The sequence below is a fragment of the Arthrobacter sp. D3-18 genome (assembly GCF_054408525.1).
In genome coordinates, this window is record NZ_CP096440.1 from 308599 (window position 1) to 333526 (window position 24928).

The 24928-nt window shown below is 62.2% G+C and carries 26 protein-coding genes; 13 read left to right on the plus strand and 13 right to left on the minus strand.

The genetic code is table 11. The annotated features are described in order from the left end of the window. The first annotated feature begins 100 nt into the window (after positions 1–100). The gene (locus tag M1D89_RS03530; RefSeq protein WP_498648079.1) at positions 101–1171 is read left to right on the plus strand and encodes an ATP-dependent DNA ligase; all 1071 of its coding nucleotides are present in this window, start codon (positions 101–103) and stop codon (positions 1169–1171) included. Between the two features lie 61 nt (positions 1172–1232). On the opposite strand, the gene M1D89_RS03535 is transcribed toward M1D89_RS03530, so the two are convergent. The 7 genes from M1D89_RS03535 to ptsP all read right to left on the minus strand — a co-directional run bounded on the left by M1D89_RS03535 (position 1233) and on the right by ptsP (position 6566). Beyond that, complete coding sequence (locus M1D89_RS03535) at positions 1233–1496, minus strand: DUF6480 family protein (RefSeq protein WP_498648080.1); 264 nt, start codon at positions 1494–1496, stop codon at positions 1233–1235. Between the two features lie 164 nt (positions 1497–1660). After that, positions 1661–2419, minus strand: a complete 759-nt coding sequence (locus M1D89_RS03540; RefSeq protein ID WP_498650891.1) for an alpha/beta fold hydrolase — start codon at positions 2417–2419, stop codon at positions 1661–1663. 59 nt (positions 2420–2478) lie between these two features. Then, positions 2479–3144: a maleylpyruvate isomerase family mycothiol-dependent enzyme gene (locus M1D89_RS03545; protein WP_498648082.1), complete on the minus strand. Its 666-nt coding sequence runs from the start codon at positions 3142–3144 to the stop codon at positions 2479–2481. 18 nt (positions 3145–3162) lie between these two features. Continuing rightward, the gene (locus M1D89_RS03550; protein ID WP_498648085.1) at positions 3163–3588 is read right to left on the minus strand and encodes a helix-turn-helix domain-containing protein; all 426 of its coding nucleotides are present in this window, start codon (positions 3586–3588) and stop codon (positions 3163–3165) included. Between the two features lie 137 nt (positions 3589–3725). Then, the gene (locus M1D89_RS03555) at positions 3726–4427 is read right to left on the minus strand and encodes a DUF8817 family protein (protein ID WP_498648088.1); all 702 of its coding nucleotides are present in this window, start codon (positions 4425–4427) and stop codon (positions 3726–3728) included. 129 nt (positions 4428–4556) lie between these two features. Then, positions 4557–4835 (minus strand): HPr family phosphocarrier protein, encoded by a 279-nt coding sequence (locus M1D89_RS03560; RefSeq protein WP_011776464.1) that lies wholly within the window; start codon positions 4833–4835, stop codon positions 4557–4559. Between the two features lie 30 nt (positions 4836–4865). Next, a complete protein-coding gene (gene ptsP / locus M1D89_RS03565) occupies positions 4866–6566 on the minus strand; it encodes a phosphoenolpyruvate--protein phosphotransferase (protein WP_498648090.1) in 1701 nt (566 codons plus the stop codon). Positions 6567–6695: 129 nt separating this feature from the next. Here ptsP and M1D89_RS03570 point away from each other — a divergent pair, with 129 nt between their 5' ends. From M1D89_RS03570 to M1D89_RS03605, 8 genes are all read left to right on the plus strand, one after another. Continuing rightward, complete coding sequence (locus M1D89_RS03570) at positions 6696–7418, plus strand: TetR/AcrR family transcriptional regulator (protein WP_498648091.1); 723 nt, start codon at positions 6696–6698, stop codon at positions 7416–7418. A 66-nt stretch (positions 7419–7484) separates the two neighbouring features. After that, positions 7485–9551: a PTS mannitol transporter subunit IICBA gene (locus tag M1D89_RS03575; protein ID WP_498648093.1), complete on the plus strand. Its 2067-nt coding sequence runs from the start codon at positions 7485–7487 to the stop codon at positions 9549–9551. Continuing rightward, entirely contained in the window at positions 9551–10699 is a 1149-nt protein-coding gene (locus M1D89_RS03580) for a mannitol-1-phosphate 5-dehydrogenase (protein WP_498648095.1), read from the plus strand. Before M1D89_RS03575 ends, M1D89_RS03580 begins: the two co-directional genes overlap by 1 nt. A gap of 170 nt (positions 10700–10869) precedes the next feature. After that, complete coding sequence (locus M1D89_RS03585; RefSeq protein ID WP_498648097.1) at positions 10870–11820, plus strand: siderophore ABC transporter substrate-binding protein; 951 nt, start codon at positions 10870–10872, stop codon at positions 11818–11820. A 24-nt stretch (positions 11821–11844) separates the two neighbouring features. Continuing rightward, a complete protein-coding gene (locus tag M1D89_RS03590; RefSeq protein ID WP_498648099.1) occupies positions 11845–12852 on the plus strand; it encodes an ABC transporter permease in 1008 nt (335 codons plus the stop codon). Further along, the gene (locus M1D89_RS03595) at positions 12845–13897 is read left to right on the plus strand and encodes an iron chelate uptake ABC transporter family permease subunit (RefSeq protein WP_498648101.1); all 1053 of its coding nucleotides are present in this window, start codon (positions 12845–12847) and stop codon (positions 13895–13897) included. The genes M1D89_RS03590 and M1D89_RS03595 overlap by 8 nt, the downstream gene beginning before the upstream one ends. 25 nt (positions 13898–13922) lie before the next feature. Further along, complete coding sequence (locus M1D89_RS03600) at positions 13923–14681, plus strand: iron ABC transporter ATP-binding protein (protein WP_498648103.1); 759 nt, start codon at positions 13923–13925, stop codon at positions 14679–14681. A gap of 146 nt (positions 14682–14827) precedes the next feature. Continuing rightward, positions 14828–15166, plus strand: a complete 339-nt coding sequence (locus M1D89_RS03605; protein WP_309075134.1) for a DUF8129 domain-containing protein — start codon at positions 14828–14830, stop codon at positions 15164–15166. 81 nt (positions 15167–15247) lie between these two features. Here M1D89_RS03605 and cycA read toward each other — a convergent pair whose 3' ends face one another. The 5 genes from cycA to M1D89_RS03630 all read right to left on the minus strand — a co-directional run bounded on the left by cycA (position 15248) and on the right by M1D89_RS03630 (position 19128). Next, a complete protein-coding gene (gene cycA / locus M1D89_RS03610) occupies positions 15248–16708 on the minus strand; it encodes a D-serine/D-alanine/glycine transporter (RefSeq protein ID WP_498648105.1) in 1461 nt (486 codons plus the stop codon). Between the two features lie 165 nt (positions 16709–16873). Then, positions 16874–17635 (minus strand): ABC transporter permease, encoded by a 762-nt coding sequence (locus tag M1D89_RS03615; protein WP_498648108.1) that lies wholly within the window; start codon positions 17633–17635, stop codon positions 16874–16876. Continuing rightward, on the minus strand, positions 17632–18435 hold the full coding sequence (locus tag M1D89_RS03620; RefSeq protein WP_498648110.1) for an ABC transporter ATP-binding protein: 804 nt from the start codon (positions 18433–18435) through the stop codon (positions 17632–17634). The genes M1D89_RS03615 and M1D89_RS03620 overlap by 4 nt, the downstream gene beginning before the upstream one ends. Further along, entirely contained in the window at positions 18432–18797 is a 366-nt protein-coding gene (locus M1D89_RS03625; protein WP_498648112.1) for a DUF1048 domain-containing protein, read from the minus strand. Before M1D89_RS03625 ends, M1D89_RS03620 begins: the two co-directional genes overlap by 4 nt. A gap of 1 nt (position 18798) precedes the next feature. Further along, entirely contained in the window at positions 18799–19128 is a 330-nt protein-coding gene (locus M1D89_RS03630) for a PadR family transcriptional regulator (RefSeq protein WP_141283837.1), read from the minus strand. A gap of 114 nt (positions 19129–19242) precedes the next feature. On the opposite strand from M1D89_RS03630, the gene M1D89_RS03635 reads away from it, so the two are divergent. From M1D89_RS03635 to M1D89_RS03650, 4 genes are all read left to right on the plus strand, one after another. Beyond that, complete coding sequence (locus M1D89_RS03635; RefSeq protein ID WP_498648116.1) at positions 19243–19749, plus strand: GNAT family N-acetyltransferase; 507 nt, start codon at positions 19243–19245, stop codon at positions 19747–19749. A gap of 203 nt (positions 19750–19952) precedes the next feature. Continuing rightward, entirely contained in the window at positions 19953–21353 is a 1401-nt protein-coding gene (locus M1D89_RS03640) for an HNH endonuclease (RefSeq protein WP_498648118.1), read from the plus strand. A 34-nt stretch (positions 21354–21387) separates the two neighbouring features. Continuing rightward, positions 21388–21828, plus strand: coding sequence for a MarR family winged helix-turn-helix transcriptional regulator (locus M1D89_RS03645; RefSeq protein ID WP_498648119.1), 441 nt, complete (start codon positions 21388–21390; stop codon positions 21826–21828). Positions 21829–21876: 48 nt separating this feature from the next. Then, positions 21877–23115: an MFS transporter gene (locus tag M1D89_RS03650; RefSeq protein ID WP_498648120.1), complete on the plus strand. Its 1239-nt coding sequence runs from the start codon at positions 21877–21879 to the stop codon at positions 23113–23115. 67 nt (positions 23116–23182) lie between these two features. Here the strand turns inward: M1D89_RS03650 and M1D89_RS03655 are convergent, their stop codons facing one another. Continuing rightward, positions 23183–24652 carry a sugar porter family MFS transporter gene (locus tag M1D89_RS03655; protein ID WP_498648122.1) on the minus strand — a complete coding sequence of 490 codons (1470 nt, stop codon included), beginning with the start codon at positions 24650–24652 and terminating at the stop codon, positions 23183–23185. Positions 24653–24928 lie beyond the last annotated feature (276 nt).

The following is a 24928-nucleotide window of genomic DNA, read 5'->3' on the forward strand; positions in this document are numbered from 1 at the left end:
TTGGCGCCGGTGCAGGAACTCCGAGCACTGCCGCCAACACGAGCAAGATATCCATGGCCTAACACTAGCTTCGCGGTGCACCGGCAGGTAGACATTGTCTATGGACCTGCCTGTGATGCCACCCGTCTCGCCCATGCTCGCCAAATCCGTTCCGGCCATCCCGGATGTTGGGCACTACGAACCCAAGTGGGACGGATTCCGGACGATCGTCTTCAAGGATGGGGACGAGATCATCCTGGGCAGTCGCAATGAGAAGCCAATGACCCGCTACTTCCCCGAGGTGGTGGAGGCGCTGAGGAAGAATCTGCCGGACAAATGCGTAATCGACGGCGAGATCGTCCTGATCGAGGGCAAGAGGCTCGAATTCGAGGTACTCCAGCAAAGGATCCACCCCGCCGACAGCCGCGTGAGGATGCTCGCCGAGAAGACTCCGGCTTCCATGATTGCGTTCGACATCCTTGCCCTGGGCGATGAGAACCTCATGGACAATCCCTTCTCCGAGCGCCGCGCCATCCTGGAACGCGCGCTCGCCAAGGCCGAGCCACCCGTCTACGTGACCCCTGCAGTGACGGATCTCGAACGGGCTCAGGAATGGTTCGTGCAGTTGGAGGGTGCAGGACTGGATGGCGTCCTGTCCAAGCCCTTGACCGGGACCTATCAGCCCAACAAGCGCGTGATGTTCAAAACCAAACACGAGCGCACGGCGGATTGTGTGGTTGCTGGGTTTCGTTGGCACAAGACCGCGAAGGTTGTGGGTTCGATGTTGCTGGGTCTTCACGACGACACTGGCCGCCTGCATCATGTGGGAGTGGTGGCCTCTTTCCCCATGGCCCGAAGGCAGGCCTTGGTGGCCGAGCTTGAGCCGTATCAGATCGAACTCGGCGAACACCCGTGGGGTGAGTGGGCCAACCAGGACGAAGCTGCCGGAGGTTCACGCATGCCCGGCGCCCAAAGCCGGTGGAGCGGGGGCAAGGATTTCTCGTTCGTGCCCCTTCGCCCCGAACTCGTGATCGAAGTGGCGTACGACTACATGGAAGGCGACAGGTTCCGGCACACCACACAGTTCCGCAGGTGGCGGCCGGACAGGACCCCCGAGAGTTGCACGTACTCCCAGCTTGAAGAGCCCGCTGAATACGATCTTGGGGAAATCCTGAAGCTGCCGAACGCCTAGGACGTTGCCAACCCGCTGCTACGTTGCTGGGTAGCAACGGAGTAGCGGGTTGGCGAGTGTGTTACTCCTCGTGGCCCTGATCGCTGCTCATGCTGCCTTCGGCGGGCGGGGTTTCTCCCGGGGGGACTCCGCCGCCAGGCTCCAGGCCAGTGACGTTGCCGTCGAGGGGATCGGGGTTGGCGGATGCAGCGGGGTCCTCGTCCTCATCCTCGCGCATGTCGGGATCCTCGTGGATGCTGTCGGCATCGGACGTAGTGTCAAACGGTCCTGTGGCGCCGGTTGCGCCGAAGCCTTGGGTTTCCTCGTTCGATTCTTTGTTGGTCACGATCAGCCCTTTCGTAAGCAAACTTACTAATGTGCTTGCTCCGTCAGCCTAACCGCGACCAGCTAACCCGACAAGCTAACCCAACAAACCGAGACAACAAACTGAGCCCCCAACCCAGCCCAACACGGGGCGCCAACTCAGGCGCCGGCGTCGTGCGTCAGTGCTCAACGGTGAGGCGTCGTGGCGGTGACAAAGCTCCGGATGGCATCCGCCACAGCCATGGGGCGCATGTGTTGCGCCACGTGCCCGACTCCCGGAATCTCCACGAGACGCCCCTGCGCGACTGCCCTTGATAGCCGCAGCGCCCAGTCCGGGCCTGCCACATGGTCGCGGCTACCCCGCAGAATCAGCACAGGCACCCCAACGCCCGCCAGCCGCTCCTCGGTCCGGTAAGACATCATGACGGGAAGCTCAGTGAGGTACCAGCGGGGGCCGCACCGGAAGTAGTCCGAGATGACGATCCAGTTGGACGACGGGCTCTCACGGAGCAGCCCGTCCAGGAAGAGTGCCATGGATTGGCGGCGAACGTTCTTGTGCCGGGAATCCACCACCGGCCCCATCAGCACCAACTGACTGATCTGATCCGGGGCATGCAGGGCCGCTTCGATGGCGAACTGCACTCCCATCGAATGGCCCACCAGGACATAGGAATCGATGCCGCAGGTTTTGAGTGCCTCAGCAATGAAGGCGCCGTAATCCTCTACGGATAGCGGACGGCCGGGCTTGGGTGTGCCGCCAAAACCGGGCAGGTCCAGCGAATAAGTAGGCGCGTTCGCGGCCAGGACTCCATGCAAGCGCGCCAAGTACCGATGCGATACGCCAATGCCATGAATCAAGATGTATGCGGGCTCGTTCCGGGACTCTGCGCCCGGTTCCGGCCGGGCCGTGCCCTCCGTCCAGAGAATCCGCCCGGTCAGGCCCATCACGTCGATGTCGGCGGACAGGAGTGTTGCCGCTTTGGAGCGCGCCTTGCCCCGCGCGTTCACTGGTTCTCCATGCGCTGCAGGAAAACCGGAGCCCCCGGCCCGCTCACTTCGTCGTGCCCGATCGGCCGCCCGGACACCGCGAGCAGCAGAGCTATAGCTGGACCTTCAACCGTGGGACCGTTGCCATGATCGAAGGGCGTGTCAGTGGCCACCAAACGCCAGCCCTCCGCGATTTCCTTGCCCCCACCAATTTTGGTGGTGGTCTTCACCTGGTAGCCCAGGGCCGTGGCCACGTGCTCGCTGGGGTAGTTGCGGCGTATTCCCAAGGGGCGCCGGATGTCCTCGCCGTGGACGAACGCCTCAACCAACCGGGTGGCCAAGCTCGCCGGCGGGCCTGAGGTCCGCGAAATCACCGCGCGCAGGCCGTCCAACGTCTGCGCAGGTTCTTTTGTTTTTTCGCGCTCCACACCCACGGCGTTGTCGCGGTCAAAGTCCATTCGGGAGGCTATCAGCCGGCGGATGAAGTTCAGCCGCGTCGTCTTGGCGCTATCGATAGCGTGCGCCAGGACGTCGTGCACATTCCAACCGGCACACAGCGACGGCGTCTGCCATTGAGCAGCCGGAAGCGGCTCCAAGTCCTGCAACAGGGCGCGGCGTTCGTGGTGCACCACGGGCCAGACGGTGGAAGGGGAACTTGAAGCCATACCGCTATTCAACAGCATGCCGGGATTCGAGGGCGGTTACGTGGTCGCTTCGTTCTCTTCCGCGGCGTCCTTGCCTGCGCTCGCCTCGGCCTGCTGCTTCTTGTTCTGCGTTTCCAGCCAGGCCATGATGGCAGCCTGCCGGATCCGACGATGCGTTCCCCGGTACTCCACCGGGATCTCGCCACGGTCGGTCATGTTGCGCAGATAGGTGTGAGAGATGCCCGCGAGCTCCGCGGCCTGCGATGTGGTGAGCATTTCCTCCACGCTGCTCACCGTCACCGTTTCGCCACGGCTCAGTCTCGCAAGGAGGTCGACGACGGCGTCCCTCGCCTCATTCGGTAGGCGGTGGACCGTGCCATCCACGAACACGGTGATGTCGTTGCTGTCCTCGAGGGAGCGCGCCAGATTCCGGGCGTCGTCGGCGGGGAGGCCGGCTGTGACGCGGGGAGCTATCAATGCCATGGCAGAAGCCTAGCCTGTGGGAGCCGGGGGCCCTGAGGGGGGTGCCCATTTCGATGGCAAGCTGCGGGCAGTGCCGTGCGCACGGCACGATGTGCAGCCTGGCCGTGAAACGGGTGAGGGCAGCCAAGCCGGGCAGCCTACAACGACGCCCGGAGCTCCGCGGCGTTGGCCAACTCTGCAGCCAACCCTTCACGTTCCACGGGGTTCAGGGCCAGGGAGTCCACGGAATCCAGGGCTTGCGCCGCGAACTCGAGGTTCCCGATGCGAAGCTGCAACTCAGCGAGATACACCAGCAGCGGTAGCTTTTCCACGTCCGGGGCATCCGCATGACGTGACAACCCGGCCTCAAGCACCGATATCGCTATGGCGTCATCCCCGCGGGCATCTCCTTGCCGCGTAGCGTTCATCAGTACTCTTTCCAGGCGGCTCTCCGAGCCCTTGCCATCTTCCTCCGTTGCCCCCAGAGCGTAGATCCGTAGCCAATTCCCTCCCGGATCCACAACGGTGAACCCGGCCGCTGTCCCCTGCTTCCTGCGGGGCCGAGTGATCCGGGGGATTCCGGAAATCGGCAACTTCCCGAAGGCAGCACGAAGTCCGGCGGCGAACTCGTCGTAAAGCACACCCGTATCCGGGACCAGCAGGATCGCGCTGCCCATGGAGTTCTCCGGCGCGAAGGCTTCCAAGCCGAAAAAGTGGAGGTCGATCCCGCCCCTGTTGAAGCACACATACGGGTTGGGCCGGGCCTGCCGAAAGGTCAGTGTGAAGCCCAGCGCCTCGTAGAACGGCACGACGTCGTCCACGTTACGGCAGGGCAGGATAGCGATCACGTGCTCGTTCATAACCCGAACCTACGCCCGGCCGGGCCAGCGGGCTACCCGATCCGCGGGTTCCCTGCGGGGCATGCCGTGCGCACGGCATTGTTGGCAGGGAACCATCGAAACGGGCGACAAAGACGGGCCAGCGAAACGCTACTCCGCGTCCAAGTCCGTCTCCAGCAGCTTCACCAGTGCGTCCAGCGCAGCGTCCGCACCGTCGCCCTCGGCCCGCAGCACCACAACGTCTCCCTTGGCGGCGCCGAGCGTCATGAGCGAAAGGATGCTGGCGGCGTCGAGCGCGTCATCGGCAGGGTCGCCTTGCATGGCAATGGTGACCTCCACGGGCTGCTCGCCCGCGGCTTCCGCGAACAAGGCGGCGGGCCGGGCGTGCAGGCCGGAGCGGCTGGCGATGGTGGCTGTGCGTTCAGGCATGGTTTCTCCTTCGACGGAAACAAACAGAAGTTAGAGGCCGAGCTCTTCGAGCACGGGCAGTTTGGCGCGGACCCAGTCACGGGCCTCAAGGGCGCTGGGAGCGGACAGGGCAAGCGTGGCCAGTTCCTGCGCCTGCTCCAGCGTCACGGTTTTCAGCACAGTCCCGACGGCGGCCAACGAGCGCGCGGTCATGGACAGTGTGGTGACGCCCAAGCCGGTCAGTACGACGGCGAGCGCCGGGTCTGCGGCTGCCTCACCACAGACGCCGACGGGCTTGGCAGAGCCCTCGCGGCCAGAGCTTTCCTGCTCCGCACCTTCAACGGTGAGCTGCACGAGCCGCAGGACGGCAGGCTGCCAGGGGGTGTTGAGTTCCGCGAGGGGTCCGAGCTGGCGGTCCGCGGCCATGGCGTATTGGGTGAGGTCGTTGGTTCCCAGCGAGGCGAAGCCGACTTCGCGCAGCACCGTGGCAGCAGTCAGGGCAGCGGAGGGAACTTCCACCATCACGCCCGGTGTTTGGATTCCGGCGGCCGCACAGAGTGAGGCGAAGCGTCCGGCTTCCGCGGCCGTGGAGATCATGGGGGCCATGACCCAAACGTCTGCCTCGGACTCCGAAGCTGCCCGGGCGATGGCTTCAAGCTGACGCTCCAACACACCCGGTGTGGTGAAGTCGGTGCGGTAGCCGCGGACACCCAGTGCAGGGTTGGGCTCGGTGGCGTCCGTGAGGAAGGGGAGCGGCTTATCGGCGCCGGCGTCAAGGGTGCGGAGGACAACTTTCTTGCCCGGGAACGCGTCGAATACGGCCTTGTAGGCTGCGGCTTGCTCGTCCACGGAGGGTTCGGTGTCCCGCTCCAGGAAGCAGAACTCCGTGCGGAACAGGCCGACGCCTTGGGCGCCCAAAGCGGCAGCAGCCACTGCGTCCTTGGCTCCGCCCACATTGGCGAGGAGCGGCACCAAATGGCCGTCCGCCGTCGTGCCATTTCCGTCGAATGCGGCAAGAGTGGCGGAGGTTTCCGCCCAGGCCGTAGCGGCGGCGCGGTGTTCGTCAGTGGGCGAAACGGCAACGAAGCCTGCCGCGCCGTCCACGTACACCTCGGTTCCATCCGCGATGTCGTCAACACCATGGGCTGCAACCACGGCGGGCAGGCCGAGCGAACGCGCAATGATGGCCGTGTGGGACTGCGGGCCGCCACCTGAGGTCACCAGCGCCTGCACCACCGCGGGATTCAGTGTTGCGGTGTCGGCGGGAGCGAGGTCCTCGGCCACCAGGATGAAGGGCGTATCAGAGGCGGGGATGCCGGGAGCGGGGACGCCGCGAAGTTCGGCCACGATGCGCGCGCGCACATCCAGGACGTCCGTGGCACGCTCGGCCATATAGCCGCCCAGGTTGTGCAGCATTTCGGAGACGGACGCACCGGCTTCCCAGATGGCCCTCTCAGCTGAGGAGCCAGCGTTGATGAGCTTGCTCGCAGACTTCAGGAGCATGGTGTCTTTGGCCATGAGGGCTGTGGCTTCGAGGACAGCTTTGCCGTCGCCGGAGGCGCTGTCCGCACGTCCCTTGAGCTCATCATGGACGGCCTGCGCAGCCGCTTTCAAGCCCGCGACGGCGTCTTCCGGGCTCACGTCCGTAGCCAATCGTTCTCCCGACGGCGGCTCACTCACCGGCTTGGGCATCTGGCGGACGGAACCAATGATGCGGCCAGGGCTTACCCCTACTCCTTGGAAATTCTGCACTGAATCCTCTGTTCCTGCTTGTTGGTTCAGGCCCGCCGGCGACGGCACCGGGAGCCTCGAAAACTAGCCTACAAAATTCCTTTGTGAGCCACTTCATATAGCAACGCTATAGGTGCTAGGGTAGCGGTTATGAGTTTCGATGACCAGCTTCCGCCTAAAATTCGGTTGCTTCGCGCAGCTGCCGAATTGCTGGCGAATTCGGAGGGGTCAGCGGTCTCGACGCGCCAGATCACCAAGCTTGCAGGGGTCACGGCGCCCACGCTCTACCACCACTTTGGCGACAAAGAAGGCCTGTTCGACGCCGTCGTATCAGCCGGATTTGAAGAGTATGTGGCGGGGGAGCGGGATTTTGCACCGTCCGGGGAGCCCTTGGAAGACGTCAGGCGAATGTGGGATAACCACGTTCAGTTCGGACTGAGCCAACCCCATCTTTACCTGGTCATGTTCGGCAACATCAGGCCGGAGAGTCGCCCGGCAATCGTGGCCGATGCTGAAGCGCTCCTGGAGGAAATGCTGAACAAGGCCGCCATCTCCGGCCAGATCAACGTGCCGCCCCGGGAAGCGGCGCGCAGCATTCTTGCGGCCAACGTGGGCGTCACGCTCATGCTGATCGCTGAACCGGTGGAGGAACGGAATCTCGAGCTCTCAACCATGACCCGGGATTCCATGATTTTTGCCGTCTCCACGGACACCGCCCGTGGCGCCGCAGCGGAGGACTCCGGTAAGTCCTCGGTAGTTGTTGCGGCAATCGCCCTGAATGCGGCACTGCAGTCCTCGCATTCGGACCAACTATCCAGCTCTGAACTGAAGCTCTTCCTTGAATGGCTTCACCGCATTTCCAGCAGCTCCTAAGGCTGCGCTCTCTCGATCTATATCGACTGACCCCGCGCCGCCGCGGGACACACGTTAGGAATTCACATGGCAACAGAGACAGTTGCGAAGCCCCGCACCAGCGTGCGCGTTGGTGTACAAAAGTTCGGCACCTTCCTGTCCGGCATGATCATGCCCAACATCGGCGCCTTCATCGCCTGGGGCCTCATCACGGCCCTCTTCATCGAGAAGGGCTGGATTCCAGTTGCGGAACTGGGCGGTTTCGGCACCAACGCCGAGGGTGATCCCAACGTGGGAATCGTCGGCCCCATGGTCACGTACCTCCTTCCGATCCTGATCGCCTACACCGGCGGCCGGATGGTTTACGAGGTCCGCGGCGGTGTGGTCGGCGCCATCGCAACCATGGGCGTCATTGCAGGTACGGACGCGCCGATGTTCATCGGGGCCATGATCATGGGCCCGCTGGGTGCCTGGACCATGAAAAAGATCGATGCCCTGTGGGACGGCAAGATCCGCCCCGGTTTTGAGATGCTGGTCAACAACTTCTCCGCCGGTATCTGGGGCGCGCTATTGGCTTTGGGCGGCTTCTACGGCCTTTCCTGGCTGGTCCAGCGTTTCACTGACGGCGCAGGCGCAGTAGTCGGGTTCCTCGTCAACAACGGCCTGCTGCCATTGACCAGCATTTTCATCGAGCCGGCCAAGGTCCTGTTCCTCAACAACGCCATCAACCACGGCGTCCTCACTCCGTTGGGCATCCAGCAGTCGTTGGAACAGGGCAAGTCCATCCTGTTCCTGCTTGAAGCAAACCCCGGCCCGGGCTTCGGCATCTTGCTGGCTTACATGTTCTTCGGCCGAGGCGCCGCGAAGGCTTCGGCTCCCGGTGCTGCAATCATCCACTTCCTCGGCGGTATCCACGAGATCTACTTCCCGTACGTCCTGATGAAGCCGATCATCATCCTTGCTGCCATCGGCGGTGGCATGACGGGCATCGCGACCCTGGCCATCACCAATTCCGGCCTGGTCGCACCTGCCGCGCCTGGTTCCATCATCGCGGTTCTGGCCCAGACGTCCCGCGACAGCTACGTTGGCGTGATTCTCGCCGTCGTTCTGGCCACGGCCGTGTCCTTCGTCATTGCCGCGGTCATCCTGCGAACCTCCAAGAACAAGGGCGAGGACGACCTCTCCGCAGCTACATCCCGCATGGAAGCCATGAAGGGCAAGAAGAGCTCCGTCTCGTCGGCACTGACTGGTAACAATGCCGGCGCCCAGGGTGGCACTGTCCTCACCCGCCCTATCCAGAACATCGTGTTCGCTTGCGACGCCGGCATGGGTTCCAGTGCCATGGGTGCTTCGGTCCTGCGCAACAAGATCAAGGCCGCAGGCTTCCCGGACGTCAAGGTCACCAACTCGGCCATCGCCAACCTCAACGACAGCTACGACGTTGTGGTCACGCACCAGGACCTGACCGAACGCGCCCAGCCGCGGACGGCCAGTGCCGTTCACTACTCGGTGGACAACTTCATGAACAGCCCCGAGTACGACGACATTGTTGAGCTGGTCCGCAGCAGCAACACTGAAGGTTCGGCTTCCCACGCAGGAACGACGGCGGAATCAACCGCCGGAGCGCAGCCCGCCGCTGCTGCAACCGCTACTGCCCCTGCCTCCCACGGCGCGCATGTCGCCGAGCCGGCTGCCGCCGTCGAGGGCCAAGCCGCCGAGGGTAAAGGTGTCCTGCTCCGCGAAAGCGTGGTCCTGAACGGCACTGCAACGGACCGTGACGCAGCGATTGACGAGGCCGGAAAGCTCCTGCTGGACCGTGGTGCCGTTGATGTCAGCTACGTCCACGCCATGCATGAGCGCGAGGAATCCGTGTCCACGTACATGGGCAGCTTCCTGGCCATCCCGCACGGCACCAACGATGCCAAGGAACACATCAACCACTCGGCGGTGTCCATCATCCGCTACCCCGAGGGCATTGACTGGGGCGGCAAGCAAGTGAAGTTCGTGGTTGGCGTGGCCGGCCTCAACAATGAGCACCTCCACATCCTGTCCTCCATCGCAAAGATCTTCACCAACAAGGCCCAGGTGGCCCAGTTGGAGGAAGCAACCACCGTTGATGAAGTCTTGGAGCTGTTCGGAAAGGTCAACGCATAGTGAAGGCAGTCCATTTTGGGGCAGGCAACATCGGGCGTGGCTTCGTGGGGCTGCTGCTTCACGAGGCCGGCTATGAGGTGGTGTTCGCGGATGTTGCGGATGCGCTGATCAGCCAGCTCGCGTCGGCCAGCAGCTACGACGTCCATGAGGTTGGCGAGAACCCGGCGGTCAAGACCGTCACCGGTTTCCGCGCGTTCAACTCGGGTTCGCAGGAAGTCGCTGTTGTGGAGGAAATCTCGACGGCGGATGTGGTGACCACTGCTGTGGGGCCGCACATCCTGAAGTTCGTGGCACCGGTGATCGCCCGCGGTCTGGCAGCCAGGCCCACGGACTTGCCACCTCTGCAGGTCATGGCTTGCGAGAACGCCATCAACGCCACGGATCTCCTGCACACGGAGATCCGGGCGGCTTGGGACGACTCCGCCGGGGACTTGGACGCCGTCGCGGTTTTCGCCAACACGGCGGTGGACCGCATCGTCCCGAACCAGGCGCCGGGCCAGGGCCTGGATGTCACGGTTGAGACCTTCTATGAGTGGGTCATTGACCGCACGCCGTTTGATGGCAACGCGCCGGTGATCCCGGGGGCCACGTTCGTGGACGAGCTTGGCCCGTACATCGAACGCAAGCTGTTCACGGTGAACACCGGCCATGCTTCGGCGGCGTACTTTGGTTATCAGGCCGGCTTGGAGAAGATCTCCGATGCCATGGCGGATCCGGCCGTGGCTGTGAAGGTCCGGGCAGTGCTGGAGGAAACCAAGGAACTTTTGGTGGCGAAGCACGGGTTCGTGGAGGCAGAGCAGGAAGCGTACGTGCAGAAAATCCTGTCCCGCTTCACTAACCCGCACCTGCCCGATACGGTGAACCGAGTGGGCCGGGCGCCCCTGCGGAAGCTAAGCCGGCATGAGAGATTTGTTGGCCCTGCCGCAGAATTGGCTGAACGTGGCGTGACGCCGGTGGCCCTCCTCGAGGCGATGTCCGCAGCCCTCCGTTTCGACGACGGCAACGACGACGAAGCCGTGGAACTCGCCAACTTGCTGACCGAACTGGACGCGGCTGCCGCCGTCGAACGCATCACGGAGCTTACGCCGTCGCACCCGCTGTTCCCGGCCGTCCAAAAGCTCGTGGAGGATCGTCAGGCGGAAGCGTAAACACTCCGACGTGACGTCATAAAGGCTCTCCGGCGGGAGAAAAATAAGTGAGTTCGATCACTTTTACCCGCTGGAGAGCCTTTCGGTTTTGAAGTTAGTCTCACCTTACTAATAGAGTCAAAAGCAATTAGGCAACACATCTATGACTTATTAGCGAGTGGAGTACCGGCATGAAAAAGAGGCTGTCGAGCTACATCGGAGCACTGGCTGCAGGCGCTGCCTTGCTGGCCGTTACGGCATGTGGAGGCGGGGCAACGGCGTCCTCGCAGCCCGAGGAAGCCAGCACCATCACCATCGAACACGCCCAGGGCTCCACCTCCAACGTTCCCGTGAACCCGGCCAAGGTTGTCACGTTCGATCTCGGCGTTTTGGACACCATGAACGCGCTCGGCGTCGAACCCACCGGTGTTCCCGAAGCAAGCTACCCCGAGTCACTGAAGAAGTTCTCCGAGGCAAAGTACGCCAAGGTCGGTTCTCTCAAGGAACCCGATTTCGAAGCCGTCAGCTCCGCCGCTCCGGACCTCATCATCGTCTCCGGCCGCACCGCCGGCGCCTATGAGGAACTGAGCAAGATCGCACCTACCATCGACCTCTCCGTTGACGCTGCCAAGCCCATGGAAAGCTTCAAGGCTCAGACCGAGAAGCTCGGCAAGATCTTCAAGAAGGAAGACGAAGTCGCTGCCAAGCTCGCAGAGATAGACAAGACGGTCGCGGACACCAAGACCAAGGCTGCTTCGGCTGGCAAGGGCCTGATCGTTCTTACCTCGGGTGGCGAAGTCACGGCATACGGTGCCGGCTCCCGCTTCGGCATCATCCATGACGTCCTGGGCGTTCCGACCGCCGCCGACGTCAAGGCCGAGGGCTCCCACGGCGAGGCCGTTTCCTTCGAGTACATCAAGGAAACCAACCCGGACATCCTCTACGTCATCAACCGCGACACCGCCGTCGGCACAGCAGGCTCCACCGCCAACCCGATTCTGGACAACGAGCTCGTGAAGTCCACCAACGCTGCCAAGAACAACAAGATCGTCAACCTGGATCCTGCTGGTTGGTACATCGTTGGCTACGGCTTGAACAACGTTCAGGCCATGGTCACGGCAGTGGCCGATTCCGTCGCCTAATACCGCATCACCTGAAATCCTGACGTGACAACTACAGTCGTGCGCCCCACGGCAACAGCAAGCCGCAACCGGACTGGCGAAACCGCCCGCCTGGTTGCGGCTGCTGCCGTTGTGCTGGTGATCGCCGTCGGCAGCATCTTCGTTGGGGTCAGTGACGTCTCACTGCCTGCCTTGTTGGCGAACGACGCCGGTGCCTGGGAGATTTTTTGGGTCTCCCGGGTGCCGCGCACGTTGGCTGTGGTCCTGGCGGGGATGGCCGTCGCCGTTGCCGGGTTGATCATGCAACTCATGGCCCGGAACCGCTTTGTTGAGCCCTCCACAGTAGGCACCGTGGAGTCGGCGACACTCGGCATCCTGGTGGTCACCGTGCTGGCGCCGGACTCTCCGATCCTCATCAAGATGCTGGTGGCTTCCGTGTTCGCCGTTCTGGGCACTGCTCTGTTCCTGGCCATCCTCCGCAGGCTGCCGGCCCGGAACACGCTGCTCATTCCACTGGTGGGCATCATGCTTGGCGGCGTCATAGCGGCAGTCACTACCTTCTTCGCCTACCGTTTTGACCTCCTCCAAACCCTCAGCAACTGGATGATCGGTGACTTCTCCGGCGTGCTTCGTGGCCGGTATGAACTGCTGTGGATTGTGGCTGTGCTGGTGTTGGTGGGCCTCTTTGCTGCTGACCGCTTCACCGTTGCCGGCATGGGCCAGGATTTCACCACCAACCTGGGCCTCAACTATGCCCGCACCATGCGGCTCGGCCTGATGATCGTTTCGTTGATCTCGGCTGTCGTGGTTACCACGGTGGGGGCCGTGCCATTCCTCGGCCTGGTGGTCCCCAACATCGTCTCCTTGCTGTTCGGCGACAACCTCCGCCGGGCTGTGCCGTGGACCGCCCTTTTTGGAGCGGCGTTCGTGCTGGTCTGCGACATCATCGGCCGGACCATCCGATTCCCCTACGAGGTTCCAGTGGGCATGGTCATGTCAGTCCTTGGCGCCATCCTCTTCCTCTTCCTGCTCCTGAGGAAACGCAATGCCTGAAACTTCCGTGACGCCCGAATCCTTGGCGCCTGGCGCTCCCGTTTCCGGCCGCATGCGCTGGTTCACTCCTAAACGCTGGCGCGACGCAATCCGCAGCACCCCGCCGGGACTGGTCATCGCCATCTTGGCGATTGCCGCCGTCGTGCTTGTTGCTGTTTTCCTGACGATAGACCTCAAGGGCAACATCGCGTATGTGCTGCCGCGTCGGGCCATCAAAGTGTCCGCGATGCTGCTGGTGGCCGTAGCGGTTGGAGTGTCCACCCTGCTGTTCCAGACCGTAACGGCCAACCGCATCCTGACGCCGTCCATTATGGGCTTCGATGCCCTCTACATCCTGGTGCAGACCGCCCTGGCGTTCGTTGCCGGTGCCGCGACGCTGGCGACCGCTCCTTCCACGCTCAAGTTCGGGGTGGAGATCCTGCTGATGGTGGGATTCAGTGCGTTCCTTTACCGGTGGATGTTCACCGGTGCCACGCGATCTTTGCATCTGCTGTTGCTCGTGGGGATCGTGCTGGGCACGTTGTTCCGCGGTTTTTCCTCGCTCCTGCAGCGACTCATGGAACCCAGCGAGTTCATCATCCTCCAAGATTTGTTCTTCGCCAGTTTCAACAACGTGGATCCAGGGCTACTGGGTGTTTCCGCTGTACTGATTGCCCTTGTATGCGTTGCTGTGTGGCGCATGCGGCACACTTTGGACGTGTTGGCGCTGGGCCGTGAAGTGGCTATCAACGTGGGCGTCGATCACAAGCGCGTGGTGATGCGGGTGCTGCTCGCGTGCTCACTGCTCGTGGCGATTTCCACAGCGTTGGTGGGTCCCGTGACGTTCTTCGGCCTCCTGGTTGTCAGCCTCGGTTACCAGCTATGCCGCGGATTCCGGCACGCTTGGCTCCTGCCGATCGTGGTCTTGATTGGAGCGATCGCACTGGTGGGCGGCCAGTTGTTACTGGAGCGGGTGTTCGGGTTCGCCACTGCCCTGAGCGTGATCATCGAGTTCACGGGCGGCATCCTCTTCCTCTACCTGTTGTTGAAAGGCTCACTGAAATGACCACTGTTATGACCTGGGTCCGTCCATGATTACCGTCCGCAACGTGACCAAGCGCTACGGCGGCATCACAGTGCTGGATGACGTGTCCTGCGAGATTCCCCGCGGCGGCATCACGTCCATCATCGGTCCCAACGGGGCAGGCAAGTCCACGCTGCTCTCCCTGATCAGCCGACTCCAGCCCATGGACGCCGGGGGAGTGTCTGTTGCCGGCCTGGATGTCACGGCGACGCCCAGCAAGGAACTGGCCAAGACCATGGCCATCCTCCGGCAGGAAAACCACCTGACCATGCGTCTCACGGTCCGCGACCTCGTGGCGTTCGGGCGCTTCCCGCACAGCGGTGGCCGGCCTACGGTTGAGGATCTCGAGCACGTTGACGAGGCCATCCGCCAGCTGGACCTCACATCCATGGCGGACAAGTTCGTGGACGAGCTGTCCGGCGGTCAGCGTCAACGAGCCTACATTGCGATGGTCCTTGCGCAGGACACTGAATACCTGTTGCTCGACGAGCCGCTCAACAACCTGGACATGAAACACTCCGTGGAAATGATGCGGCTGCTGCGGCGTTTGGCCGATGAGCTCGGAAAGACAATCGTGTTGGTGGTCCACGACATCAACTTCGCGTCCTGTTACTCGGACACCATTTTGGCCATGAAAAACGGCCGCCTCATCCATCAGGGCAGGCCCTCGGACATCATGCGTGCGGGGATGCTGCACGACGTCTACGACATCGATATCCGCATTGAGGAGATCGACGGCAACCGCATCGGCGTGTACTTCGCCTGAAGCTCCTGCTTGGTCAGGGTGTGCTTGCTCCGATGAAGGTCAGCAACCTTACTTTCGAGGGAAAAGGCTGCTACTTTGGCAGCATCGCTGATGTGGATCGCCGGACCGGACCGTGGCCCGGCAGCGGAAAACAGGAGGTATCTTCAGTGAACGACACCCCTCAGCACAATGAACTGCCCTTGGCTGACTACGATCACATCCCCAGTGGAACCTTGCCGTCCCGCATCTCGGGCCTTGACCAGGGGGGAATCGAGCAGCTCCTCAGCTACGAGCGCGCCCATGGCAACAGGCTCCCGGTCGTCCAAATTTTGGAGCACCGGCTGGATGCACTCAAGAACGGTGCTGAGCCCAGCGGGACCACCTCGCCCAGCACTCCCGAAGTCAGCAGGACCAGTACGGGTTCACCCGTCAGCCCGGCAACGTCCGGCCCGCCGATAAACCCGCCGTCACAAGGCGTTCCCACCAATCCTTCCCAGCCGCGGTGATGTGAAAGGTGAGGTGAATTAAACGCCGACGTCGGCACCCATGCCCGGGTGCCGACGTCGTGGTTTCTGTGTGTTCCAGCGTTAGCGCGCTGCTGCGGTTTCGCCTTCAGCCATCGCTTTCCACTCGGCCACGCGGGCCTGATGCAGGGGCGACTTGCGGACCACAGCGTACGCGATGCCGAGGATGGCGAACCAGATGGGCGTCACCAGCAGCGCGGTGAGCGTGTCGGGCTGCGTGGTCAGGGCCCACACGAGGAACGCGAAGAACGCGAACACCACCCACACCATCGGGATGCCGCCGGGCATCTTGAACGGCGAGGCCGCGTGCTGATCGGGGCGGCGTTTGCGGTACACGAGGTAGCTGGCCAGGATGATCGACCAGACGAACATGAAGCAGACGGCGGACACGGTGGTCACCATGTCGAACGCCACGCCAACGTCCTTGCCTGCGTAGAGAAGCGCGACGCCGGCCAGCAGCAGGACGCAGGAGAGGAACAGTGCGTTCTGGGGTACTTTGCGGCTGGAGAGGCGGCCGAAGAGCTTGGGTGCGTCGCCGTCGTGGGCCAGACCGTACACCATGCGGGACGTGGAGTAGATGCCCGAGTTGGCCGAGGACATGGCCGAGGTGAGCACTACGAGGTTGACCACGGTTGCCGCCATGCCGAGGCCGGCGAGCGAGAACATGGCAATGAAGGGGCTCTGGCCAGCCTTGAATTCGGTCCACGGGGTGACGGACATGAGGATGATGAGGGCGCCCACGTAGAAGAGCATGACGCGCAGGGGAATGGCATTGATGGCGCGGGGGAGGTTGTGCTCCGGGTTCTTCGTTTCAGCGGCGGCAGTGCCCACCAGCTCGATGCCCACGAACGCGAAGACGGCGATCTGGAAACCGGCCACGAAGCCCATGAATTCCTTGGGGAAGAAGCCGCCATGGCTCCAGAGATTGGTGAAGCTCGCGGTGCCTGCGTTGGACTGGAAGCCGGTGAAGATCATCACCAGGCCCACCACGATCAGTGCCACGATGGCCACGATTTTGATGAGGGCGAACCAGAATTCGGTCTCACCGAAGGCCTTCACGGTGGGCAGGTTGAGGAGAAGCAGGATGATGATGGTGGCAATGCCCGGGATCCAGAGCTGGATTCCTGGCCAAAGTTCGTTGGCGTAGCCCGCAATCGCGATGACGTCGGCCACTCCGGTGACCACCCAGCAGAACCAGTAGGTCCACCCGGTGAAGAAGCCTGCCCAAGGACCAAGAAGGTCTCCTGCGAAGTCGCTGAAGGACTTGTAGTTCAGGTTGGAAAGCAGCAGTTGGCCCATGGCCCGCATGACGAAGAACAGCATGAAACCGATGATCATGTACACGAAGATCACGGAGGGGCCGGCGACGGAGATGGTTTTGCCGGAACCCATGAAGAGGCCGGTTCCGATTGCGCCGCCGATGGCCAGGAGTTGGATGTGGCGGTTGCTGAGCGAGCGTGACAGGTGCGGCTCGCTGTCCCTGCTGGAGACGTGGAGCTTCCCCTGTGTTGTCTGATCGGACATTAGTTCAAGAACCCTTCGAAGGACCCGCCAAAATGGTGACGGCCGTTACAAATCTGTTCGATAAAGCTATAGCTAATGTCTGACTAATGGCGAATCGGTCTGCATGGCGAAAGCTCCCTTGTGGAGAAAAGGGAGCTTAGGCCGTTGTTTTGGCTTGATGAATCACTAGGCGATCTGGCGCTTGTAGGCAGCTGTGGCAAACGCATAGGCGACGATGAGGATCCCCAGGCACCAAGCCAGGGCCACCCAAATGTCGCCGCCCACCGGGCGTTGTGCGAACAGGTCCTGGATGGTGTTCACGATTGACGTCACCGGCTGGTTTTCGGCGAACCAGCGGACCGGCCCGGGCATGGTCTCCGTCGGAACGAAGGCCGAGCTGATGAATGGCAGGAAGATCAGTGGGTAGGAGAACCCGCCCGCGCCATCCACCGACTTCGCTGAGAGGCCCGCGATGATCGCAATCCACGTCAACGCCAGCGTGAAGAGTGCCAGGATGCCTGCCACGGCCAGCCAGTCCAGCACGTTGGCCGAAGTGCGGAAACCCATGAGGAGTGCCACCAGAACGATGATCACCAGCGAGAGTCCGTTGGCCACCAGCGACGTCAGCACGTGCGCCCAGAGAATCGAAGAGCGTGCGATCGGCATCGACTGGAACCGCTCGAAGATGCCGCTCTGCATGTCAGTGAACAGCCGGACGGCCGTGTAAGCGATGCCGGAGGCGATCGCAATCAACATAATGCCCGGAAGCAGGTAGTTTACGTAGTTCTCGGTGTCGGTCCTGATGGCTCCGCCGAACACGTAGACGAACAGCAGCATCAGGGCGATAGGCGTGATCGCAGTGGTGATGATGGTGTCCACGCTCCGGAAGATGTGCCGCATGGAACGGCCCAGCAGGACCGAGGTGTCTGCGAAGAAGTGGGTGCTCATGACCTGTCCTTTACTGACTCGTTGGTACCCGATTGGGCATTGGCGTTGGCACCCGTTCCTACCAGGGCCAGGAAGATGTCCTCCAGGCTCGGCTGCTTCTCCACGTATTCCACCTTGGCCGGCGGCAGCAGCTGCTTGAGCTCGGCGAGGGTGCCATTGGCGATGATGCTGCCCTCATGCAGAATGGCAATGCGGTGGGCGAGCTGCTCGGCTTCGTCCAGGTACTGTGTGGTGAGCAGGACCGTGGTTCCTTTTTTGGCGAGGTTCTTGATGATCTGCCATACCTCCAGCCGGGCCTCCGGGTCGAGGCCGGTAGTCGGTTCGTCCAGAAAGATCACCTTCGGATTGCCGATCAGGCTCATGGCAATGTCCAGGCGGCGGCGCATGCCGCCCGAGTACGTAGCCACCTTGCGGGAGCCGGCCTCGGTGAGGCTGAACTGCGCCAGCAGATCCTCCGCGATTCCGCCTGGGTTCTTCAAGTGACGCAGCTTCGCCACCAGGACCAGGTTCTCCTTGCCGGTCAGGACTTCATCCACGGCGGCGAACTGTCCGGTAAGGCTGATGGACTGCCTTACTTGGAGCGACTCTGTTGCAACGTCAGAGCCTTCGACGGCGGCCGAGCCGGCGTCCGCCTTCAGCAGTGTGGACAGGATCTTCACCATGGTGGTCTTGCCCGCTCCATTGGAGCCCAGCAGGGCAAAGATGCTGCCGGGCTCTACCTCAAAGTCCACTCCCCGGAGCACATGGAGGTCCTTGTACGACTTTTCAATACCTTCTACACGGATTGCCGGGGCAGTCATAATCCCGCCTCCTTCGCTTTGTCGATTGCCTTGGTAAGGCGTTCGCGTTCCTTGTCGATCCAGCGCTTACCGCCGTAGGCCTGGGCGAAGCTTTCGGCGAATTCGATGGGATCGTCACCCACGATTTCGTTCACGGGCGTGCCGTCGATTGCGGCCCGCTCCCACAGGTCAGCCAGGTCGGTGAACATCTGCACCATGGTGTCGCCCTCAGTCACGCCGCCGTAGTACATCAGGTACCGGTTGAAGGCGGTGGCCACGGTCAGGTAGGGCTCAGGCAGGGCATTCATCCTGGCCTTGGCTTGCTTGTACTGCTTCTTCTGCTCGAGTGATCCGGTGACCAGTTCGATCCATTTCGCTGCCATGTTATTTTCCTTCCTTGCGGAGCTCTTCAATCCGTCCGGACAAGAAGCTCCAGGTGTTCCAGAATTCGTTCAGTTCCTTTTCGCCCTGTGTGTTGAGCGTGTACACCTTGCGGGGTGGCCCTTTTTCGGACGGGCGCTTCTCAACGTCCACCAGCCCCTTTTGCTCGATCCTGACCAGCAGCGCGTACACGGTGCCTTCAGCGATCTCGGTAAATCCTTGCTCCCGGAGCAGCGTGGTGATTTCGTACCCGTACGCTGCCTTTCCGGTCAGGAGGGCCAGAACAATGCCCTCCAATGTGCCTTTGAGCATCTCCGTCATTTGCTTGCCCATCGGACACCTCCCTCGCTACTCAGTATTACTAGCTACCACTACATAGTACAACTAGGTACCGGTACTTAGCAATACTGAGTTCCGGGGGTTTGTTCTGTCGGATGGCAAGCTGTGGTGGTGACTACTCAATCCGGTGCCGTGCCCACCTTGTTTACCGCCGCCGTCGAGCATGGAACCTTCACGCTCAGGCGTGCCCGGAAGGGCGACGTGCCGCGGATCCTCGCGTTACTGGCCGACGATCAGCTGGGCGCTACCCGCGAAAGTGCCGATGATTTAGTGCCGTACGAGCGGGCTTTTGACGCGATCGACGCCGACCCTGCGCACCTTCTGGTGGTGGGCGAACTCGACGGCGATGTTGTGGCTACCTTCCAGCTCAGCTACATCCCGGGCCTCTCGCGCAAGGGGTCCTGGCGGGCGCAGATAGAGGCGGTGAGGGTTTCTGAGGTGTTGCGGGGACAGGGTGTGGGTGCGCTCATGATCCGGTGGGCTATTGAGCAGGCCCGGGAGCGTGGCTGCTCGCTCGTGCAGCTCACCACGGATAAGTCCCGGGTTGCCGCTCATCGTTTCTATGAGCGGCTGGGCTTTGTTGCCAGCCACGAGGGCATGAAGCTGACGCTGTAAACCGGGGTGTCCCGAGCTTGTTCGCCTGACGCTGGCCCGGTCCCGCGCTTGTTCGCACGGCGTGCCGCAAAGCGGAGGGATGGGCGGACGGGATGTGGATTCGTTGGGCTCTTGGTACCTGCAATGGGCCCAGGGTCAGGTTGTTTTCCACATAGGCAGATTCCAGCCTTATGCGGACCTGTGCCCGCTGGAAGAGTTGGGCCATGGAGACAATTCGAGAGTGGCGAGGCGTTGACACCGGTTCATTTGCCTCCGGGGTTGGGAACAAGGCCGGCGAGTCCGCGCTTGGTGTTTCGGCTCTCTTCACGCTGCTGAGGGATTTTCGCCTTGGTTCTTCCAGCGCTCAGCTGATTGACCAGCTGCGTGGGTTAGAGGAGGTGAAATCTGCTATTACCAGTGTCCAGGCTCGTGCCGCGGTGGCGTTGGATCTTGCGCAACGGCGTGAGCAGGCAGTCGCTGGTGTTCCCGCTTCGGAGCAGGGGCAAGGTGTTGCCGCTCAGCTTGCGTTGGCCCGGCGTGAATCGCCGAACCGAGGCTCCCGTCTCCTTGGAGTCGCGAAGGCGTTGGTCACCGAGATGCCACGCACCATGGCCGCGTTGGAATCGGGCCAGCTCAGTGAATGGCGCGCAACCTTGCTCGTAAGAGAGACAGCCTGCCTCTCCTTGGAGGATCGGCGGGCCGTGGACCAAGAACTCGCGCCTGATGCGGGCACCTTCGAGGGCGCCGGTGATAAAGCAATCATCGCCGCCGCCAAAGCCGCCGCCTATCGGCGCGATCCCCGTTCCGTTGCCCAGCGCGCGAGTCATGCCGCCACGGAGCGAACAGTGACCCTGCGCCCGGCAACAGACAGCATGACTTACCTGACTGCACTGCTTCCTGTATCCCAAGGGGTTGCCGTCTATGCCGCGCTTACCCGTAAGGCAGACTCTGCACGTTCCGGTGGGGACTCCCGGATCCGCGGACAAGTCATGGCGGATACCCTCGTCGAACGCATCACGGGGAGGCGTGGCGGGATTGGCGGCGTCGACCTCGAGATCATTATGACGGACCGCGCGCTGTTGCAGGGGGACAGTGAGCCTGCCCGGCTTAAGGGCTACGGGATAGTCCCGGCGGCGTGGGCAAGAGCCTTGGTTGGTGCTGGAGGTGCTGCCCCATCCGGCGGCGAACGGGCGTCCGCGACGGGCGGTAGTCCGGCACCGAAGAAGGACGAGGAGTTTGCCGTGTGGCTTCGTCGCCTCTATACAGCGCCGTCCACGGGGGAGCTCATCACCATGGACTCCAAGGCGCGGCTCTTCCCGCCGAGGTTGAGGCGTTTTATCGAAGTCCGGGACGACACCTGCCGCACGCCTTACTGCGACGCGCCCATCAGGCATATCGATCACGTTGTCCCGTGGCATTCAGGTGGTACCACATCCGTAAACAACAGTGCTGGGCTCTGCGAAGCATGCAACCACACCAAGGAAAACCCTGGATGGGCGGCAAAACAGCTGGTCGAAGATGTCCACACGCTGGAAGTCAGCACACCAACAGGGCATAGCTACCGATCGTCCGCACCGCCCTTGCCTGGGCACGTGCGCAGGCCCCCTTCGCCAGTGAGGGCTTGACTATTAGGTACCCTAACTATTAGGGTACCTAAGTATGAGTACCTTTGATCCCCGGCTACTTGATCTTGCGCAGGAATTTCGCGAGTCACTACGACTCGGTGTGTACATGTTCCGACGTCTCGATCCTGAAGGTGACCTTACGGCCGCGCAACTCAGCCTGCTGTCCATGATTTCCGACGGCGGTCTACGCGTGGGCGATATCGCCAAGAACCTGGGCATCAAAGTCCCCAGCGCTACGGAGCAAATCATCAAGCTTGAGCGTTCAGGCCTGGTCACCCGCCAGCAGGATCCTGACGATTCACGAGCCGTCCAGGTGGTCATCACCGTAGCCGGCACGTCCGCCGTCGCCTCTGCCAACCAGCGGCGCAACGCCATGGTGGCTGAGCTGCTGCAGGACCTCAGCCAAGACGAAATTGAACATCTCGCAGCCGCCTTGCCCGTGATCGCCAAGCTCAACAGCTCGTTCCAAAACTAAGAAAACCAGCACGACTAAGAAAAACCCGCACCGACAAGGAGCCATTGAATGTCACGCCAGTTGGCTGACGCTTCAGCAAGCGCCGAAACAACCACTGAAACCGTCTTGGAAGCTGAGAAAGTTTCCTTCCTCAAACAGCCCAAGGCGGTGTGGGCCACTGCGCTCGCGGCCGTTTTCGCCTTCATGGGCATCGGGCTCGTCGATCCGATTCTTCCGGCTATAGCCAAGAACCTTGAGGCATCCACCAGTGAAGTCTCGCTGCTGTTCACTAGCTACTTCCTGGTGACGGCGATCGCCATGTTGATCAGTGGATTCGTGTCCTCAAGGATCGGTGGGAAGAAGACCCTGCTGATCGGGTTGGCGATCATCGTGGCGTTTGCGTCTTTGTCCGGCCTTTCCGGCAGCGTTGAACAACTGGTGGGGTTCCGGGCGGGCTGGGGTCTTGGTAATGCCTTGTTCGTTGCAACCGCGTTGGCAGTGATCGTGGGGGTGGCCAGTGGTGGTACCGGGACGGCCATCATCCTTTATGAAGCAGCACTTGGTTTAGGCATCTCGCTGGGCCCCCTGCTTGGCGCCCTCCTTGGCGGCTGGCAGTGGCGCGCACCGTTTTTCGGCACCGCAGTGCTCATGGCCGCGGCCTTCATCGCGCTGCTCGCATTGTTGCCCAAAACGCCGCCTCCCGCTAAGAAGTCCCGCCTCAGGGATCCGCTGGTGGCTCTCGGGCATAAAGGCCTCCGCACTACTGCCGCCAGCGCGTTGTTCTACAACTACGGCTTCTTCACCATCCTCGCCTTCACCCCCTTCATCCTGGGCATGGACGCCTATGGCATCGGGGGAGTGTTCTTCGGCTGGGGTGTAGCTGTTGCCGTATTCTCTGTGTTCGTGGCTCCCGTGCTGCAGAAGCGGTTCGGGGCCGTCAAAGTCCTGACCGGAACATTAGCGGCGCTGATGCTCGACCTGATTGGCTTGGGACTGGCCGCTGGGCACTCGGTGACGGCCGTCGTCGTGCTTGTCATCGTGGCAGGTGCCCTTCTGGGAATCAACAACACGGTTTACACGGAACTGGCCATGGGTGTCTCTGATTCCCCGCGCCCCGTTGCATCCGCCGGCTACAACTTTGTCCGCTGGATGGGTGGCGCGCTTGCACCATTCGCAGCAGCCCAGCTGGGGGAGCACTTCGGCCCGCAGGTCCCATTTTTCGCTGGTGCCGTTGCCATGGTTATCGCCATCCTGGTCGCTTTCGGAGGACGCGCCTACCTGAAATCCCACGAACCGCACTTGGTCTAACCGGTTACGAAACACAAAAAGCCCGGCGGAACTGAACTGATCAGAATCTGCCGGGCTTTTTGGTGAACTACTTGGCTTCGTCCGAGGTAACCGGCAGCGGCGCTACTGGTGCCCCCTTTGGAACAAACAAGGTTTCAGCCTGTTCCAAGGACATACCGTTCGTCTCGGGCACCTTGAACATGACAAAGAAGAACGACGCCGCCGCGAAGGCTGCGTACATTGCGTACGTCAGGGGCAGCGAACCTGCTGCCATGATGGGGAAGCTGAGCGTGATGGCAAAGTTCGCGATCCACTGCGCAGCGGCAGCCAGCCCGAGGGCCCGGGCGCGGATGCGCGACGGGAAGATTTCGCCCAGCAGCACCCATACGAGCGGACCCCACGAGGCACCAAAGCTGATGACGAAGACGTTGGCAGCCACAAGGGCCACCGGGCCCCAAGCGCCCGGAAGGCTGATCTCGGAGCCGGTGCCAACAGCAGAGGAGAACGCCAGCGCCATAACGCCCAGGGATGCGGCCATGCCGATGGAGCCGGTCAGAAGGATGGGGCGGCGGCCGATCCGGTCCACCAAAGCGATGGCCACCAGGGTCACCAGGATGTTCGTGACGGACGTGGCGACGGAGATCGTCAGGGAGTCCTTTTCCTGGAACCCGACGGCCTTCCACAGCGTGGTGGAGTAGTAGAAGATAACATTGATGCCAACGAACTGCTGCAGCACGGACAGGATGATGCCGATCCAGACCACTGGGAGCAGGCCGAACCTGTTACCTCGGAGCGAGCCCTTCTTGGTGGAGAGCTTTTCCTGTTGGATGGATTCCTGGATCTCGCGGATGTGGCGTTCGATGTCATCGCCGGGGATGAGTTTATTGAAGATGGTGCGGGCTTGCTCTTCCTTGCCGTTGAGCACCAGGAAGTGCGGGGACTCCGGGAGGCGGAAAGCGATCCAGCCGTACACCGCGGCGGGCAAGGCGCAGGCGATAAACATCCAGCGCCAGGCTTCAATGCCCAGCCACAACGTGCCGTCCGCACCGCCAGCCGAATTTGCGAGCACAGCGTCGGAGAGCAGGGCTGCAAAGATGCCGGTGGTGATGGCGAGCTGCTGAAGCGATGCCAAGCGGCCACGTACGTGCCGTGGAGAAATTTCTGAGATGTAAGCCGGGGCAATGACCGAGGCAAGCCCGATGCCCAGGCCGCCCACCAGCCGCCAGAAAATGAGGTCCCAAACGCCGAACGCAAGACCGGTTCCCACCGCGCTCACCAGGAAGAGCAATGCGCCGATCTTCATGGCGGGGATGCGGCCGTACCGGTCCGCAATCTTGCCGGCGAAGTAGGCACCGGCGGCACAGCCCAAAAGGGCGACGGCCACGGCGAAGCCTGTTAGCGCTTCGCTCATGACGAACTCGTCCGCCATCGCATCCACGGCACCGTTGACCACGGACGAATCGAAACCGAAGAGGAAGCCGCCCACGGCACCGGCGACGGCCAGGCCGATCACCTTCCGTGAAACAGGTGGCGCGCCTTCGGTGCTGGAACTGGACATGGGTCTCCCTTGGGGAATGGGGTTTTGGGAAGCGAAGTGCGGGGTCGTCGTCGGCTGTCCGACGGGGACGCCGGTGCACTCGCGCTACACAGTGTGGCACGTCATATCCGCCAAGTTCCAGTCAAGTGACGGACGTGACATGCATTCAGATCATTAACGCAACACCGCCTGTCTGGTGGCTGGATGTTGGCTGGAAGCCTCCGGAGCGGGTTCCCGGGCCGCCACAGGGGTGCTTGAGTCCACTAATTGAACACAAAGTACGACGACGGTGGCGAC